Origin of the sequence: Luteimonas terrae (assembly GCF_031457535.1) — a bacterium.
Taxonomy (GTDB): domain Bacteria; phylum Pseudomonadota; class Gammaproteobacteria; order Xanthomonadales; family Xanthomonadaceae; genus Luteimonas; species Luteimonas terrae_A.
This window is the reverse complement of record NZ_JAVDWO010000009.1, coordinates 1-17,699: the sequence shown is the minus strand read 5'-3', so window position 1 is coordinate 17,699 and position 17,699 is coordinate 1. Positions and strand designations below refer to the sequence as shown.

At 68.4% G+C, this 17,699-nt stretch carries 13 protein-coding genes and 1 pseudogene; 9 read left to right on the top strand and 5 right to left on the bottom strand.

Annotated features, from left to right (window positions below):
* Positions 1 to 65: 65 nt before the first annotated feature.
* Positions 66 to 1,268 carry an MFS transporter gene (locus tag J2W68_RS11610; protein ID WP_310236051.1) on the bottom strand — a complete coding sequence of 401 codons (1,203 nt, stop codon included), beginning with the start codon at positions 1,266 to 1,268 and terminating at the stop codon, positions 66 to 68.
* Positions 1,269 to 1,455: 187 nt separating this feature from the next.
* Between J2W68_RS11610 and J2W68_RS11605 the strand changes: the two genes are divergently transcribed.
* The 4 genes from J2W68_RS11605 (at position 1,456) to J2W68_RS11590 (ending at position 6,001) form a co-directional block, all read left to right on the top strand.
* Complete coding sequence (locus J2W68_RS11605) at positions 1,456 to 2,076, top strand: flavodoxin family protein (RefSeq protein WP_310236048.1); 621 nt, start codon at positions 1,456 to 1,458, stop codon at positions 2,074 to 2,076.
* Positions 2,073 to 2,783 (top strand): DUF72 domain-containing protein, encoded by a 711-nt coding sequence (locus tag J2W68_RS11600; RefSeq protein WP_310236045.1) that lies wholly within the window; start codon positions 2,073 to 2,075, stop codon positions 2,781 to 2,783. Before J2W68_RS11605 ends, J2W68_RS11600 begins: the two co-directional genes overlap by 4 nt.
* A 67-nt stretch (positions 2,784 to 2,850) precedes the next feature.
* A complete protein-coding gene (locus tag J2W68_RS11595) occupies positions 2,851 to 5,658 on the top strand; it encodes a PAS domain-containing protein (RefSeq protein WP_310236042.1) in 2,808 nt (935 codons plus the stop codon).
* Positions 5,659 to 5,692: 34 nt separating this feature from the next.
* Entirely contained in the window at positions 5,693 to 6,001 is a 309-nt protein-coding gene (locus J2W68_RS11590) for a hypothetical protein (protein WP_310236038.1), read from the top strand.
* Here the strand turns inward: J2W68_RS11590 and J2W68_RS11585 are convergent.
* Positions 5,998 to 7,017, bottom strand: a complete 1,020-nt coding sequence (locus tag J2W68_RS11585; protein WP_310236036.1) for a serine hydrolase domain-containing protein — start codon at positions 7,015 to 7,017, stop codon at positions 5,998 to 6,000. The two genes, J2W68_RS11590 and J2W68_RS11585, sit on opposite strands and share 4 nt — an antisense overlap.
* Positions 7,018 to 7,063: 46 nt before the next feature.
* Complete coding sequence (locus J2W68_RS11580; RefSeq protein WP_310236034.1) at positions 7,064 to 7,969, bottom strand: NAD(P)/FAD-dependent oxidoreductase; 906 nt, start codon at positions 7,967 to 7,969, stop codon at positions 7,064 to 7,066.
* 117 nt (positions 7,970 to 8,086) lie between these two features.
* On the opposite strand from J2W68_RS11580, the gene J2W68_RS11575 reads away from it, so the two are divergent.
* The 4 genes from J2W68_RS11575 to dinG all read left to right on the top strand — a co-directional run bounded on the left by J2W68_RS11575 (position 8,087) and on the right by dinG (position 13,292).
* On the top strand, positions 8,087 to 8,536 hold the full coding sequence (locus J2W68_RS11575; RefSeq protein WP_310236033.1) for an Rrf2 family transcriptional regulator: 450 nt from the start codon (positions 8,087 to 8,089) through the stop codon (positions 8,534 to 8,536).
* A gap of 55 nt (positions 8,537 to 8,591) precedes the next feature.
* The gene (locus tag J2W68_RS11570) at positions 8,592 to 10,115 is read left to right on the top strand and encodes a tetratricopeptide repeat protein (RefSeq protein WP_310236030.1); all 1,524 of its coding nucleotides are present in this window, start codon (positions 8,592 to 8,594) and stop codon (positions 10,113 to 10,115) included.
* 101 nt (positions 10,116 to 10,216) lie between these two features.
* Positions 10,217 to 11,023: a DUF2884 family protein gene (locus J2W68_RS11565; protein ID WP_430539721.1), complete on the top strand. Its 807-nt coding sequence runs from the start codon at positions 10,217 to 10,219 to the stop codon at positions 11,021 to 11,023.
* A 106-nt stretch (positions 11,024 to 11,129) separates the two neighbouring features.
* The gene (dinG, locus tag J2W68_RS11560; RefSeq protein ID WP_310236025.1) at positions 11,130 to 13,292 is read left to right on the top strand and encodes an ATP-dependent DNA helicase DinG; all 2,163 of its coding nucleotides are present in this window, start codon (positions 11,130 to 11,132) and stop codon (positions 13,290 to 13,292) included.
* 184 nt (positions 13,293 to 13,476) lie between these two features.
* On the opposite strand, the gene dinB is transcribed toward dinG, so the two are convergent.
* Entirely contained in the window at positions 13,477 to 14,541 is a 1,065-nt protein-coding gene (dinB, locus tag J2W68_RS11555) for a DNA polymerase IV (protein WP_310236023.1), read from the bottom strand.
* A gap of 124 nt (positions 14,542 to 14,665) precedes the next feature.
* Here dinB and J2W68_RS11550 point away from each other — a divergent pair.
* Positions 14,666 to 14,838 (top strand): annotated as a pseudogene (locus J2W68_RS11550) (HupB); the annotation flags it as partial.
* Between the two features lie 11 nt (positions 14,839 to 14,849).
* On the opposite strand, the gene J2W68_RS11545 reads toward J2W68_RS11550, so the two are convergent.
* Complete coding sequence (locus J2W68_RS11545; RefSeq protein ID WP_310236021.1) at positions 14,850 to 17,552, bottom strand: bifunctional acetate--CoA ligase family protein/GNAT family N-acetyltransferase; 2,703 nt, start codon at positions 17,550 to 17,552, stop codon at positions 14,850 to 14,852.
* Positions 17,553 to 17,699 lie beyond the last annotated feature (147 nt).

Genomic DNA, 17,699 nt, shown 5'->3' with positions numbered 1-17,699 from the left:
CAGGAATCAGCGCGCAGTGTCGACAGCGCGGCGATGGACCGACGTGAAGGTGTTGCGTTCGCGCGTCAACAGGCCGACGGTGCTGCGCATCGACGGCGACGTTCGGCGCGACGCGCCCATGCGTAGATCATCAGCCCCGCAGCGGCGGTCGCGGCGCCGACATAACCGGTCGACGTCCAGCCCAGTCCGGCGCTGATCGCGATGCCGCCGAGCCATGGGCCGAGTGCGTTGGCGGTATTGAATGCCGCATGGTTGGACGCGGCGGCGAGTGTCTGCGCATCGCCGGCGACATCCATCAGTCGCGTCTGCAGCACCGGGGCGAGCGCGCCCATCGTGCCGACCGCGACGATCGCCGGCAGGATCGACCACGGCGCCGCGGTCGCCAGCGGGAACAGCAGCAGTACCAGCAGCGACCAGCCGAGGATCACCGGGACCGCGCGGAACTGCAGGCGATCGACCAGCCAGCCACCGGCGATGTTGCCGAGGATCGCGCCAACGCCGAACGCCGCCAGCGCCACTGGGATCCAGGATTCGGCCACGCGGGTGACGTTGATCAGCGTCGGGGCCAGATAACTGAAAACACAGAACATGCCGGCGAAACCGACCGCGCCGATCAGCAATGCATACCAGACCTGGGAGGTATTGAACGCGCGCAGTTCGCGCATCGGCGTCTGCGCCGGCTCGGCGGGATCGGCGGCGAGGAAGCGCGCGACCAGCACCACGGTCAGCAGCGACAGCACCGACACCAGCGCGAACGTCCAGCGCCAGCTCAGTTGCTGGCCGAGCCAGGTTGCCATCGGATTGCCGACGAGGATCGCGATCGACAGGCCCAGCAGCACGCGACTGACCGCGGCGCCGCGCTGCGCGGGCGGGCTGATCGATGCGGCCACGAGCATCGCCACGCCGAAATACGCACCATGCGGCAGACCGGCGACGAAACGCGCGACCAGCATCGTCGCGTAATTGGGCGCAAGCGCCGTGGCCAGATTGCCGAGCGCGTAGAAGCCCATCAGCGCCAGCAGCAGGCGACGACGCGGCAGACGCGCGCCGAGAATCGCAAGCAGCGGTGCGCCGACGACGACGCCGATCGCGTAGCTGCTGATCAGATGACCGACCGCCGGTTCGTCGACACCGAAGCCGCGCGTCAGATTCGGCATCAGCCCCATCATCGCGAATTCGCTGGTGCCGATCGCGAAACCGCCCATCGCCAGCGCGAACAGGATCAGGGTGCGGGTGCGGCGATCGGGAAGCGCCGGTGCGGTGGCCATGGCCGGTCTCCGGAACAGGACCCCGAATTATTGTGCATTGCAGCATTGGCGTCACCGCCACCCGTCGATCACAGCGTTGCGGGGCATGTGGACGGTTCAGCGACCGAGAACTGAACGCGCGGCGATGACGGGCGCTGGACGCAGTGGCTTTGACAGTGCGCAACTTCCTGTCGTGACGAGCCTGCGCATGTCCATCACTGCTTTCGGCCTGAACTGCACCCTCAAATCCGACGATACCCCGTCCTCGACCCAGAAGCTGCTCGGCCAGTTGCTCGAGGCGATGGCAGGACATGGCGCAAGGACCAGCAGCGCCCGTGTTGCCGATTACGACGTCAGGCCGGGGGTCAGCGCCGACGAGGGGAATGGCGACCAGTGGCCGGCGCTGCGCAGACGGATCATGGACGCGGAGATCCTGGTCGTCGCCACGCCGATCTGGATGGGCCAGGCGTCGAGCATGGCCCAGCGCGTGCTCGAACGGCTGGACGCGGTGCTGGGCGAGATCGACGACGACGGTGTGTATCCGACCTTCGGCAAGGTCGCGGTGGCCGCTGTGGTCGGCAACGAGGACGGCGCCCATCACGTCTGCGCCCAGCTCTATCAGGGCCTGACCGATGTCGGCTTCACGATTCCCGGCGCCAGCCCGCCGTACTGGGTAGGCGAGGCCATGGGGTCGGTCGACTACAAGGATCTGAAGAAGACGCCGGACAAGGTGGCCGACACCATCGCGACGATCGCGTCCAACGCCGTGCATCTGGCGCGCGTGCTGCAGGCCCAGCCATACCCGAAGCCCAAGCGTGGCGAGAGATGATCCGGATCGGCTGCGCGGGCTGGTCGATCGCGTCACGTGATGCATCACTGTTCGGCGCGGGCGACAGCATGCTCGCCCGCTACGCAACACGTTTCGACACGGTCGAGATCAACTCCTCGTTCTACAGACCCCACCGCGCGGCGACCTATGCGCGATGGGCCGACAGCGTGCCGCCGGACTTCCGCTTCTCGATCAAGCTGCCGAGGGCGATCACCCACGAGGCACGCCTCGCCGGCTGCGGCGCGTTGCTGGACACCTTCTTCGAGGCAGCCGGCGGTCTCGGCGACCGGCTGGCGTGCGTGCTGGTGCAGTTGCCACCGAGCCTCGCCTTCGACGCCCGGACTGCAGCCACGTTCTTCGCGATGCTGGCGCGGCGCTGGCCCGGACGCGTGGCCTGTGAAGCGCGGCACGCCAGCTGGCTCGCAGCGCAGGCCGATGCGTTGCTGGCGCGCCATGGCGTTGCCCGCGTCGCGGCGGATCCGGCGCGCCACGGTGACGATGCGCGGCCCGGCGGCAGTGCCCGGTTCGCCTACTGGCGCTGGCACGGCCATCCGAAGATCTACTACAGCGACTACGACGCCGATGCACTCGATGCGATCGCCGCCGCCGTGCGCGCCGGACCTGCCGAGGCCTGGGTCGTGTTCGACAACACGGCTGCGGGACATGCGGTGCGCAATGCCGCCGCGCTGCAGACACGCCTGGCCTGATGTCCTCATGCCTCCACCACGACCCCCTGTGGCAGGATGCGCCGTCCCGAACCCGCCCGCGCCCGTTGTGACGTCCCACGCGCACCCCGCCCAGCTCGAATTTCTGCCCGGCGCGAGCGCGATCGCGCACCGCATCGCGGCCCACGACTGGTCTGCCACGCCGTTGGGGCCGATCGCCGGCTGGCCGCAGTCACTGCGCACCGCGCTGGGGCTGATGCTGGAGTCGCGCTTCGCGATGTGCCTGTGCTGGGGGCCTGAGCTGACGCTGTTCTACAACGATGCCTATGCGCCGCATCTGGGCGCCAAGGAACCGTTCGCCCTCGGCCGGCCACTGCGGGTGGTCTGGTCCGATGTCTGGGACGAGATCCGTCCGCTCGTCGACAGCGTCTTCGCCGGCACGCCCACGCTCCACGAAGACATGCCGCTGACGATGCAGCGCAACGGGTTTCCCGAAGAGACCTACTGGACCTTCTCGTACTCGCCGGTGCGCGACGAGCACGACCGGATCGTCGGCCTGCTCAACATCACCACCGACGTCACCCGCAAGGTCAAGAACGAGCGCCGGCTCAAGGCCGACGTGGCCCAACTGGGCCGCATGTTCGACCAGGCGCCGACCTTCATGGCGATGCTGACCGGCCCCGAGCACGTGTTCGCCCACGTCAACCCGGCCTACATGAGCCTGATCGGCGACCGCGGCAACGTGGTGGGAAAACGGGTGGTGGATGTGCTGCCTGATGCGGTGCGCCAGGGCTATCTGACGTTGCTCGACCAGGTCTATCGCAGCGGGCAGGCGTTCTCCGCCGACAGCGCGCAGTACATCGTGCAGACCACGCCCGGCGCCGCGTCGGCCGAGCGCTATGTCGATTTCGTCTTCCAGCCGATCAACGACGGCCACGAGGTCGTGGGCATTTTCGTCCAGGGCGTCGACGTGACCGCGCGTCATCTTTCGGACCTGGCATTGCAGGCGCGCGAAGCCGAACTGCGCAGCCTCAACAGTGACCTGGAGCGGCAGGTCATCGAACGCGCGCGCGAACGCTCGCTGACCTGGCAGGTCACGCCCGATCTGCTCGCGGTCGTGGATCCGGACGGCATCATCGAGACCGTCAACCCGGCTTGGGAACACGTGCTGGGCTGGCCAACCGATGCGCTCATCGGGCACGGCTGGCTGGAACATGTCAGCGCGGACGACCATGCCGTGACCCGCTCGGTGCTCGAAACGCTGCGCGACGGCAAGCCGGTGCTGCGCTTCGAGAACCGCTGGCGCACGCGCGCCGGCGGGCTGCGCACCCTGTCCTGGGTCGCGACGCCGGAAGGCGGGCGCTACTACTGCAGCGCGCGCGACGTCACCGACATCAATGCCGCCGCCGACGCGCTCGCGCGCTCGCAGGCGCAACTGCGCACGCTGTTCGAAACCAGCTACCAGCTGCAGGGCATGTGCACGCCCGACGGCATCGTTACCGACGCCAACCGGCCGGTGCTGGACGCGGTCGGCGCGCGCTTCGATGACCTGATCGGCATGTTCCTGTGGGATACGCCGTGGTTCAGCGCGACGCCCGGCATGCCTGCGCGGATCCGGGCGATGTTCGCCCGGGCAGCGGCCGGCGAAACGGTGCGCGACGAGATCCAGCTGACGCTGCCCGGCGGACGACGTTGTCACGATCTGTCGCTGCGGCCGATCCATGAGGACGGCCGCATCATCGCCGTGGTGCCCGAGGCGATCGACACCACCGAGCGCCGCAACGCCGAGGAGGCGCTGCGCCAGTCGCAGAAGCTCGAAGCGATCGGCCAGCTCACCGGCGGCGTCGCCCACGACTTCAACAACCTGCTCACACCCATCGTTACCGCGCTCGATCTGGCCGCCGATCCCGACGCACGCGCCGAGCGCCGTGCGCGCATGATCGGGATCGCTCGCCAGTCCGCCGACCGCGCCGCGACCCTCGTGCAACGCCTGCTGTCGTTCGCGCGCCGCCAGCCGCTGCAGACGCTGGATGTCGACGTCGCCACGCTGGTTTCGGGCATGGCCGAACTGGTCGACAGCTCGAGCAGTCCGCGGGTGCGGCTGGTGCTCGACATCGCCGACGATCTGTTGCCCGCGGTCGCGGATCCGAACCAGCTGGAAATGGCGATCCTCAATCTCAGCGTCAACGCCTGCGACGCCATGCCAGAAGGCGGCACGCTGACGCTCGCCGCACGCAATGCACGTGTCTACGACGACGATCGCATCGCGCCGGGCCCTTACGTTGTGGTGTCGGTCGCCGACACCGGATGCGGCATGGACGAGCAGACGCGCCAGCGCGCGGTGGAGCCGTTTTTCTCCACCAAGGGGATCGGCAAGGGCACCGGGCTGGGATTGTCGATGGCGCATGGCCTGGCCTCGCAGCTCGGCGGCTGCCTGACGATCGACAGCACACCCGGCACGGGCACCACCATCCATCTCTGGCTGCCGGTGGGCGCACGCGCCGGCGCCACAGCCGACGACGAGGACACGACAGTGGAGATCACAGGGGACAACCGCGGCACAGCGCTCGTGGTCGACGACGAGGACTCGGTGCGCATGTGCACCTCCGATGCGCTCGAGGACATGGGCTACCGCATCGTCGAGGCCAGTTCCGCCGAAGAAGCGCTGCGTGCGCTCGACGACGGCCTGATGCCCGCCGTGCTGGTCACCGACCACCTCATGCCCGGCATGACCGGCGCCGAGCTCGCGCGTAACGTGCGCGCGCGGCTGCCGGAGACGGCGATCGTGATCGTGTCCGGTTACACCAGCATGGCCGACTTCGATCCGGGCCTGACGATCCTCAGCAAGCCGTTCCGCCAGCACGAGCTCGCGGCGAGCGTGGAGTCGGCGAACGCCGCGATCCAGACCGCGGCCTGATCGCCGCGGCGACTGTCGCCGGTCCGCCGTCACGATGGCCAATCCTGTGTGCCGCCTGCAGCCTTACCGCAACCGCCACGGCGGCAGCGGCGTACGCGCATGGGCGATCACCGGCGACACGCTGTCGGTCGAGTTCGTGGACGGCGCGGTCTACGACTATCGCCGGCAGGACATCGGCCCGCGACTGTTCACCGCCGCCTGCGCCGCGGCGCGCGCGGGTCGCGGCCTGTCGAGCTGCATCAGCCGGCATCTGCGTCAACGCTATGCCACGTGCCATGCCGACCGCACCGCATGGGTGACAAGCCGTTGCCATGCGCCTGCTTCGACGACCCGCAGGCGCTAGGCCGTCTGGCTTTCGATGATCCGGCCCAGCAGCGCATGCAGCTGCGCGAGGTGGCCCGAGCCGGCGACGGTGGTTTCGTCCGAGGTCATCGCCACCGTGAGGTTCAACGACGGCACGATGTAGAGCATCTGTCCGCCGTGGCCCCAGGCGAAGCGCACATCGTGCCCGCCGATCCGCCGCGCGAACCAGCCGTAGCCATAGCCGTCGCCGGTGTAGACCGAGCGCGTGCGCGTCACCCACGATTGCGCGATCCAGGTGGCCGGAATCAACTGCGCGCCCGATGCCGCGCGTCCGTGGTTGCGATAGAGCTCGCCGAACGTGAGCAGCGAACGCGGCGTCATCGCCATCTGGTTGCCACCAAAATGCAGACCCTGCGGATCGGTATCCCAGGACGCGATCGAAAAACCCGCCTGCGGACCGAGCCACTCGCGTGCGAGCGTGCGCACCGGCTTGCCGCCGACCTTGGCGAGCACCGCCGACAGCAAATGCGTCGAGCCGGTCGAATAGATCATGCCGCCGCCCGGCGCATCGACGAACGGCTGCGCAAGCGCGGCGCGTACCCAGTCGCGTTGTGCGACCCAGCGCCCGTAGCTGCGGCCCGACGTGGACTGCAGGCCGGCCTGCATCGACAACAGATGGCCGATGGTGACCTGGGCCAGCCGCGGATCGGGATCGGGCGGCAGCCGATCGGCCAGCAACGGTGCGATCGGCTGGTCCACGCCGTCGAGCAGACCGCGCTCGATCGCGATGCCGACAAGCGCCGACATCACCGTCTTCGAAGCCGACTTGATGTTCGCCGGGCGCGTGGTCGACGCGCCGCGATAGCCCCGCTCGGCGATCAGCGCCCCGTCTCGCGCGACCAGTACCGTGCGCAGCGGTGCCATCGAGGAGGCGTCTTCGAGGACGGCTTCAAGCGCGTTGTCGCGTGCGGGGTCCGGCGTTTGCGCGGACGCCGGCGCGACGGAAGCGGCGCAGGCAAGCAGCGAAGCGAATAACAGGCAGAGGATGCGATGCATCGTTCGAGTATCGACGCGGCGCTGCAACCCGCGATGAAATCCGCGCTCAGGCCGCGTCGGCCGCGATCAAGGCCTGGTGTGCGCCCACGCCGGCGAGCAGGCCCGAGGCCACCGCGAACGGCACGCTGTGCATCGCCTGGCTCAGATCACCGGCCGCGAACACACCCGGCACGCTCGTCTGCTTGAACGCATCCACGCGCAGATGCGGCCCAAGCGGGCCGATGTCTTGTGCGCAGCCGAGCCTGTCGGCCAGACCGTCGAGCAGTTCGACACGCCCGCCGACGAACAGCGCCTCGATCGCGATACGGCGGCCGTCGGCCAGACGCACGCCGTCGAGCGCGGGCGCGGTACCGAGCAGTTCGACGACCGGCACGCGTTCCAGGGTCACGCCACGGTTCGCGAGCTTGCGCGCATCGTCGGCATCGGGCTCGAATCCGTCTTCGAGGAAACAGGTCGTCGGCCCCCAGTCGGGCAGCATCAACGCGCGATGCAGACCCATCGCATCGCCTGCGAACACGCCGAGCGCACGCCCGGCCACCTCGAACCCATGGCAGTAAGGGCAATGCAGCGCGCTGCGCCCCCAGCGCGGCTGCAGACCGTCGAGCGGTGGCAGCACATCGCGCACGCCGCCCGCCAGGATCTGCATGCGGGTCTGGAGCGTCTGTCCATCCGCAAGTGCAAGCGAGAACCCGTCCGCATCCGCGTCAGCGTCGATGGCCTCGCCCGCGATGACTGACGCAGTGGGATAGCGCAGCAGTTCCGCGCGCCCCTTTGCCAGCAGCGTTGCCGGCGGCGTGTCGTCATGGCCGAACACGTTGTGCACCGCGGCCGCGAACCGGTTGCGCGGCTGCCCGGCGTCGACGACCAGCACCCGGCGCCGGGCACGCGCCAATGCCTGCGCCGTCGACAGACCGGCGCTGCCGCCACCGACGATCACTGCGTCATATCGCATCATCCACCTCACGCCACTTCAATTGTTTCATGATGGCCCGGCGAGCGGCATCATGCAACTGCATAAGTGTCGAGATGCGTCTGCGTTATCGTGGCGGCCCGTTCCGCCGTCCATCCCATGCGCCCCGACAGCCGCCTCAGCCGCATGCTCCACGTCCTGATCCATCTGGCGGAGGCCGACGGCCGCGCGACCTCGGATGAGATCGCGGTGATGCTGGGCACCAATCCCGTCGTCGTGCGCCGGACGATGGCCGGGCTGCGTGACCATGGCTACGTGCGCTCCGACAAGGGCCACGGCGGTGGCTGGTCGCTGGCGACTCCGCTCGCCGGGATCAGCCTGCTCGACATCCACACGGCGCTGGGGTCCCCGGCCCCGTTCGCGTTCGGCCTGGCCAACGACGATCCGGACTGTCTGGTGGAAAAAGCCGTCAACGCCCACCTCACCGACGCGATGGCCGACGCCGAAGCCCTGCTGCGCGCGCGGCTGGCATCAGTGACGCTGGCCGACATCGCGGACGACTTCCAGAAGCGCCTGAAGGCCGGCGGACGGCGACGCGGCCTACGTTGACTTGCGTCCCGTGTCCCGCTGCACGATGCTCGGCGCACACGACACGGAATGTCCAATGATCAAGCGCTCTGCTGCATGTCTGCTGCTCGCCGCTCTCGCATTCTCGGTGCCGGCATCGGTGCCCACGCGCGCAAGCGTCGAACCTGCGGGATCCGCGATACAGGGCGAGGCCGAGCTGCATGCCCGCAGTTTCGAATCGCTTCTGGAAAAGGGCCTGGAAGACCAGAACGCCGGCGATGTCTTCGCCGCGAGCCAGGCGTTCACGCGCGCGATCGAACGACCGGAATTCGAGGCGCTGGCGCCGGAGGTGCGTCACGCCATCCTGCATCAGGCCGCCGGTGTCGCGATCGAATCGGGACAGTTGCAGACTGCGCTGCGTCAGACGCAGGCGGCACTGCGCCTGCGCCAGGACGAGATCGACGACTGGTATCGACTCGCGTCGCTCCAGAGCAATCTCGGCAATGCGGATGCATCTGCTGAGGCGCTGCGACATCTGCTCACGGCATGGCCGGACATGGCCGACGACCTGCCGCAAAGCCTGATCGTCCATCCGATCTTCCTCGAGCGTGCGAACGACGATGCACGTCTGGCCCTGCTCGATGCGCTGTTCGACGCGAACTGGACATACGGCGGGCTCGGTGCGGACCCCGCGTGGACCGAGCTTGCGCTGCTGCGGCTGGAACGTCAGGACGCGCCTGGCGCGCGCGCCGCCATTGCGCGCGTTCGTCAGCCGATGGACATCGTCCGGTTGCGGACCGACCGTCGATTCGATGCCATCGTGGACCGCGACGATCCACGGTTCGACGTCGCGTCCGCCGCCGAGGCCTATGTGGAAGCCGCTCGACACAGCACTCTCGAGCAACCGGACCGTCTCGAGCTGCAAACCACGCTCATCACCGCCCTGCTGATGACCGGGCGCGCGGAAGACGCCCTGGCGACCGCCGATGCCGTGCTGGCGGATCTCGGCACGTTCAGCGATTCCAAAGACGCGGTCTGGGTCCACAACAACCGCGCGATCGCGCTTCGGCGACTGGGCCGCGACGAAGAAGCCGTGGCCGCCCTGACCGTCGCGTCTGAGCTGCGCGAAGGAGGTGGCCTCAACGTCAGCCAGGTCCTCAATCTGGGAGCGCTACATACGATGCTGGGCCAGCCTGACGAGGCATTGGAGGCCATCGAACGCGTGGGCCACGACATCACCGGCTACGGTCGGATGGTGGAGGAGAGCGTCCGGTTCCGTGCCGCCATCCAGCAGGGCGATAGCGACATGGCAGATATCGCCCTGGCGCAGTTGGCGCTGGGTCAAACGGACGCACCGCAGGTGTATCTCGACGCATTGCTCGTGAGTGGCGATCTCGACCCGGCCGCCGCCGCGCTGCCGGGTCTGCTCGAGGCGCCCGCCAGCCGCCAGGCATTGCTCGACTGGGCGCAGACCTACCGGGTCCTGCCACCATCGCCGGGCGAGGTGATCCCGCGCCAGCATCGGGCGCGCTTTCTGGCACGCCCGGACGTGCAGGCCGTGATCGACCGCTACGGTCGCATCGAGACGCATCCGATCCACGACGTTCGCGGCATCGAATGACCCGTCGGCATCGTTGGCGGGCACGGGCGGGCAATCGTGACTTCAAGCACGCGATTCCATCTGCGGTTGGCCCGATGCTCCCGCCCATGCAATCCGGACCAATGCCCATGCGCTTCTCTGACGCCGCGCTTGCCGCCTGCCTTCTCATTGCATCGATGCCGGTCCTCGCTGCCGACGACGAAACCGCAACGCGGCTGTCCTCCGACCAGTGCGAGATCTCCACGCCGTACAACGTGCTCGTCGATACCGGCGGCGTGTGGCTCTATCGCGACAGCGGCACGCCGAAGGAGATTTTCTTCCACGACGGGACGCTCAGCGTGGACCGCGCCGTGCAGACCGTCAGCACTGCCGATGCGGCGCGGCTGCGCAAGCTGGAATCGGGGGCGCGCACGCTGATGCCGCAGGTCACGTCGGTCGCACGCGAGAGCACGGACCTCGCATTCGATGCACTCGCCGGCGTTGTGGAAGTGATGACCGGCAGCGCGCGCAAGGTGCGCCAGGTCGAGCGCCATCGCGCCGCCACGCTCGGTTACATCGACACCACGCTCGGCACCGGGCGCTGGGACCAGGACGTGTTCGGCGAGGGCTTTGAATCGCGCATCGAGGACGCGGCCGAACGCATGACCGGCAGCCTCGGCCGCAGCGTCATGTGGCAGGTCTTTACCGGTCGCGCCGGCCGCATGGACGCACGCGCGGAACGCATGGAAGCCGATCTCGACCGCAAGATCGAGGCCCGCAGCGCCGCGCTCCAAGCGCAGGCCGATGTTCTGTGCACCCATGTGCGCGAACTGCAGTCGATCCAGGCGGCGCTCGAGTACCGCCTGGCGGGCCAGCGGCTGGTGATGCTGGAGGATGCGCCGCGCAGCGACGGCGATGCTTCGGTGTCCAGGACGTCGTTAAAGCCCTGATCGCACAGGCGCGACACGTTTGCGTAAGCGCGGCGCCGACCAACACGCCCGCGGCGTTCAGCATCCCGATCGCGGTCCGCGCGACGCGGCGTGGGACAATGGGCGCATGGGCGATTCCGACTCCAACTCGCCGGCCACGACCGCGGCCGACGCGCCGCCGCGCGCGTTGAACGACGCGCTCAAGGCCGACATCCGCGCCGCGTACGCGAAGCTGCAGGCGAACACGCCGGGCTTCAGCACGCGCCGATCGCAGAGCGCGATGATCGGGCTCGTCTCGCGCGCGCTCGCAACTTCGGGCGGCATCGGCATCGCCGAAGCGCCGACCGGCGTCGGCAAGTCGCTCGCGTATCTGACCGCCGGCGTGCCGATCGCGCTGGCGACGAAGAAGAAGCTGGTGATCAGCACCGGCACCGTGGCGCTGCAGTCACAGCTGTTCGAACGCGACATCCCCGCATTTCTTGCCGCGACCGGACTCGAAGCCCGGGTCGCGCTGGCCAAGGGCCGCACGCGGTATCTGTGCACGCGCAACGCCGCCGAGCTCCACGCCGAGCACAGCCAGGGCACGATGCTGCTCGACGGTGCAGGGCCGGACGAAGGTGGCGACTACGAGCGCCAGCTCTACGACCGCCCGCTCGCGCCACACGAGGTCGACGCCGCGCGGCGTCTGCTCGAAGCGCATGCGGACCGGCAATGGGACGGCGATCTCGACACCGCACCCGAGCCGGTCTCGCCTGCGCTGCGCACGCGCATCACGACGCCCGCCTCGAGTTGCGCCGGGCGCCGTTGCAGCTTCGCCCAGCAATGCCCGGTGCTGAAGGTGCGCACGACCGTGCGCGAGGCGCAGATCGTGGTGACCAATCACGCGCTGCTGCTGTCGTCGCTGGCGATGGGCGACATCGAGAACGGCCAGCCGTTGCTGGCGCCGCCCGGCGAGATGCTGCTGGTGCTCGACGAAGGCCACCACGTGGCGAATGTCGCGATCGACCAGGGCGCGGCGCGCCTGCCGTTGGCCGATATGGCCAAGCGCACCAGCCGCATGCAGATCCTGATCGCGGGCAGCTACCGGCTGGTCGACAAGGAACGTATCGGCACCTTGCTGCCGAACGAAGCGATCGAACTCGCCGCGCGCGTGTCGAAGGGACTCAAGGCCTTCCAGCTGGATGTCGATCGCACCTGGCAACCCGAGCCCGGCGATCGCGACCCGATGTGGCGCGCACCGCTCGGCCGTCTGCCCGACGACTGGGCGCCTGCGATCGAGACCCTGGGCGAAGACACGCGCGCACTGTTCAACTGGGTGCACGCCGCGCAGCAGGCGGTGGCACGCACCAAGCAGGAGGATCCTGCGCGCGAGAAACTGCAGCGCAGCCTCGGCATGGCGCTGGAGATGGTTGAGCAGCAGCATGAGCTGTGGGCCGGCTGGCGCCGCGAGGACCGCGAGGGCGCGCCGCCGATGGCGCGCTGGGTGACCGCCACGCGCGATGGCGATCTCGCCCTGCACTGCTCGCCGGTCTCGGCTGCGCACGTGCTGCGCTCGCTGCTGTGGAAGGAGATCGATTCCGTCGTCATGACCTCGGCGACGCTGACTGGTGGCGGCGATTTCCAGTCGTTCGCGATCGACACCGGTCTGCCCCACCATGCCGAGACGGCGTCGTTGCCGTCCCCGTTCGACCTGCCAAATCAGGCGCAGCTGGTGGTGCCGCAGTTCCCCGTGGCGCCCGATGACCGCGAAGGGCATCCGAAGGCCGTCGCCGAATGGCTGGCGCGCGAGCTCGACTGGAAGAAGGGCAGCATGGTGCTCTTCACGTCACGCTGGAAGATGGAGAAGGTCGCCGAACTGATGCCGGCTTCGCGCCGCGAGGCGATCCAGGTGCAGAGCAGCGGCAACAAGTCGCAGGTCGTCGCCGCGCATCTCGAACGCGTCGCCGCCGGCAAGGGCTCGGTGCTGTTCGGCCTCAACTCGTTCGGCGAAGGTCTCGATCTGCCGGGCGAGGCCTGCACGACGGTCGTGATCACCCAGGTCCCGTTCGCGGTGCCGACCGATCCGCAGACCGCGACGCTCGGCGAATGGCTGGAAGCGCGCGGACAGAACCCGTTCAACCTGATCGCGATCCCGCACGCGCTGCGCACGCTGACCCAGTTCGCCGGCCGCCTGATCCGCACCTCGACCGATACCGGCCGCGTGGTGATCCTCGACTCGCGCCTGCTCAACCGCCGCTACGGCAAACGCATTCTCGATGCGCTGCCGCCGTTCAAGCGTGTGATCGGCTGAGCGCAGCTAGAGGCATCGCAGAAGAGGCCAGGGCGTCGGCGTATGCGAGGCAGCGCGCGGGACCCGCCTTTGATTGGCACCTCTCCCTCCGGGAGAGAGCCTGCCCCGGACTCGATCCGGGGTCGACGCGCAAAGCGCGTCGGGTGAGGGCGGAAGGTCGCTGACAATTCAAAACTAATCGCGCTCACCCCTCGAACAACCCCGCCTGCACCGGCAACTCATCCGGCTCGCGAAACCCGCCGATACCCACGCCGACCAGCCGATACCGCGTCGACGAAGGCAGTTCCACGCGCTCACGCAGCGCCAGTGCGATCCGCGTCAGCTCCGCCTGCGATGCAGGCGGCGCATCCGGCGTGAAGCTGCGCGTGAGGATGCGGAACTGCGAGGTCTTGAGCTTCAGCACCACGGTGCGGCCCACGCGCGCGGTCTTGCGCGTCGCCGCCCATGTCTTTTCCGCGAGACGCTCGATCATTGGTGCGAGCGCTTCGAGCGGCAGGTCGCTCTCGAACGTGTCCTCCGACGAGATCGACTGCACCGGCTGGTCCGGCTCCACCGGTCGATCGTCGATGCCGAGTGCGCGCTGGTGCAGACGCACGCCGAACGTGCCGAAGCGCCGTTCGAGCGTCTCGCGCGACAGCCCGCGCAGATCGCCCACCGTCGCCACGCCGAGCTCGGCCAGCTTCTTCTCCATGACCTTGCCGACGCCGGGAATCAGGCCGACCTTGAGCGGCAGCAGGAACGCATCGATCTGCGTGGGCTTCACCACGTACAGGCCATCGGGCTTGTTCCAGTCCGAGGCGATCTTGGCGATGAACTTGTTCGGCGCCACGCCGGCCGAGGCGGTCAGCTGCGTCGCCTCGCGGATCTGCGCGCGGATCGCCTGCGCGGTCGCCGTCGCACTGGGCGAGGGAATCTTCGGGTCGGTGACGTCGAGATAGGCCTCGTCCAGCGACAACGGCTGCACCAGATCGGTATGCGCGTGGAATATCTCGCGCACCTGTCGCGACACGGCCTTGTAGCGGGCGAAATCCGGCGGCACGAACACCGCATCCGGACACAGCCGTTCGGCGGTGACGGCGGGCATCGCCGAGCGCACGCCGAACGGACGCGCCTCATAGGACGCCGCGCAGACCACCGAACGCGCGCCGCGCCAGGCGACGACCACCGGTCGCCCGCGCAGCGCGGGATCGTCGCGCTGCTCGACCGAAGCGTAGAACGCGTCCATGTCGATGTGAAGGATCTTGCGCACTGCTGCATTATCGTCGCTTCCGTCGCAGTGACTGCGCCCGATCCACGCTGTCTGCACGCGGATTCGACCCGTCGCTCACGGTCGCGGGCGCAGGCTTTCCGCTCCCATCGATAGGAGCAGCGTCATGAGCCGCGGTGACAAAATCGTCCTACACGGACAAGCAGAAGCGACAGGCTGAACACGTGGAAGCGTCGGAACGCGACAAGGGTCGGTCGTAGGAAGACGCCGAGCGGATCGCGGCCACGGTCAACAAGCAGGATGGCGGCGGCAAGCAGTCCGGTTCCGGCCGCGAGGGCAGCTGACGCGATTCAGGCGTCGTGGTTCTCGACAGGCAGGCGCACGATCGCGACCGTGGCGTCGTCGGGGTCGGTGGTCACCGAGAACCCCAGCTGGCGGCACATCGTCAGCATCGTCGTGTTCTCGCGCAGCACCTGGCCCTCGACGACGTGCAGCCCTTGCCAGCGGGCGTACTCGATCATGATGCCCATGAGCCGCCAGCCGAGGCCGGCGCCCTTGAGATCGGAACGCACCATGATCCCGTATTCGCCGGTGTCGTAGTTCGCATCGGCGAGCAGACGCACTGCGCCTAGCATCTCGCCCGTGGCGGGATCGATCGCCGCCAATGCGATCGAACGCGCGTAGTCGAGCTGGGTCAGACGTGCGATGAACTCGTGACTGAAATGCCGTACCGCGCTGAAGAACCGCAGCCGTAGATCCTCGGTGCTGACCTGTTCGAAGAAGCGCCGGAACATCGCCTCGTCTTCCGGGCGCACCGGTCGTACGAAGGCCGTGTTGCCGTTCGACAGCGTGATCGTGCGTTCCCACTCCACCGGATAGGGAAAGATCGCGAAGCGTGGATGGCCCCGGCCCTTGTGCAGACGCTTGACCGGCGCGAGCGCGATGCGCGCATCGACTGCGATCACCCCGTCGCGGTCGGCGAGCAGCGGGTTGATGTCGAGTTCCAGAAGCTCCGGAATGTCGGCTGCCATTTGCGCGAGCTTGACCAGCAATAGCGCGACCGCACGTTCGTCGGCAGCCGGCACATCGCGGTACGCCTTGAGAATGCGCGACGCGCGTGTGCGCCCGATCAGTTCGTGTGCGAGGCGCAGGTCGAGGGGCGGCAGCATCAACGCCTTGTCGTCGATGACATCGACCGCCGTGCCACCGCGGCCGAACACGATCACCGGACCGAAGGTCGGATCGTCGGCGATGCCGGCGATGAGCTCCCGCGCCTTGGGCCGCACCACCATTGCATGCACCGTCACACCGTCGATCTGCGCATCGGGCTGCAGGGTGCGTGCGCGCTGCAGGATATCCTCGGCGGCCTGGCGTACGGCCTGCGGCGTCGTCAGATTCAAGCGCACGCCGTCGACATCGGATTTGTGTGCGATGTCGGCCGCATCGATCTTCACTGCGACCGCTTCGCCGCGCGCGAAGAGCAGGTCCGCGGCGGTAACCGCTTCGTCTGCGTCGGCAGCACGCGAGACCTCGGCCAACGGAATGCCGTAGGCCCCGAGCAGGCGTGCAGTGGCGACTGGGTCGAGCAGACGTCTGCCCGATGCCAGGGCCGCCTCGACGACCGCGCGCGCCGCCGGCAGGTCGACGATGAAGTCATCCGGCAGGCTCGGCGGCGTTTCCATCAATGCACGTTGCGCTTCGTGATGACGCGCGAGATACATAAAGCCGCGCACGGCGTCGGCTTCGCTGTCGTAGACCGGAATGCCGGCATCCCCGAGCTTCTTGCGGGCATCGGGCTGATCGCCATGCCAGACCGCAAGCACCGGCTTGCGCGTGCTGGTGCGCGGACGGGCCTGCACGGTGCGTACGACCGCATCCGCCACCTCGTCGGGATTCGACAGTACGGTGGGGACCTGCATCACCAGCACCGCATCGTTCTCGCGGTCCTCGAGCAGCGCATCCAGCGCGGCCGTATATCGGCTGCCGTCCGCATCGCCGAGCATGTCCACTGCGTTGCGACGCGACCAGCCACGTGGGAATGCGCCATCGAGCGTACCGACCGTCGCCTCGGACAGCGAGGCGCGGGTACCGCCCAGATCGACCAGGCGATCGAGCGCGAGCATGCCCACCCCGATGCCGTTGGTCATCACCGCGAGGCGGTTGCCCGCCAGGCTGCCGAGATGCGACAGCGTCTCTGCGGCGGCGAACAGCTCGTCGAGCGCGTACACGCGCAGCAGCCCCGCGCGCCGGAACGCGGCGTCGTAGACAGCATCCGGCGCTGCCAGTGCTGCAGCGTGGGTGATCGCCGCCGTGTCTCGTCGCGCATGGCGGCCCGGCTTGACGACGACGACCGGCTTCGCGCGTGCGGCCGCGCGGGCTGCGGACAGGAACTTGCGCGCATCGCGCACGCGTTCGACATATAGCAGGATGGCGCGGGTGTGCCGGTCGGTCGCGAAGTAGTCGAGCAGATCGGCGAAATCGACATCGAGCGCATCGCCCAGCGAGGCCACGGCTGAGAAACCGATCCCACGCGGCCGGCTCCACTCGATCATGCCCGCAGCGACCGCGCCGGACTGCGAGATCAACGCAAGGTCGCCGGGGATCGGCGCGTGCGCTGCGAAGCTCGCGAACAACTTCGCGTGCGGCGCAATCACACCGAGACAGTTCGGACCGACGATACGCAGCCCGCGGGCACGCGCGACTTCGGCCAGCGCGGCGTTGTGGGAACCCACGCCGGTACCCATGTCGCGCGTCAGCACGATCGCGGCTTTTGCCCCCGCGCGTGCTGCGGCTTCCGCAGCGCCCGCCACGTCCGTCGGCGGGACGGCGATCACAACAAGCTCCGGCACGAACGGCAGCGCCGCCAGCGATGGCGACGCTTCAATGCCGTCGATCGATGCGTAACGCGGATTGACCAGGCCGATCGGCCCCGCGAAACCACCTGCACGCAACTGCTGCAGCACCAGTCGCCCCAAGGACCGAGCGCGCGGACTCGCGCCGACGACCGCAACTGACGCGGGATGGAAGACAGACTGCAGTGCGTAGGTACTCATCGCGGCGTGCGCGGCCTTTCCGGACGAGGGCAGACGATACACGACGCCCGTTATGCGGCTCTGCCTTTGCAATCCTTCTAGGGAGGGTTTGAATAACTGCTGTCATCCCCGCGAAGGCGGGGATCCAGTGACTTCAAGCCTTTGAGA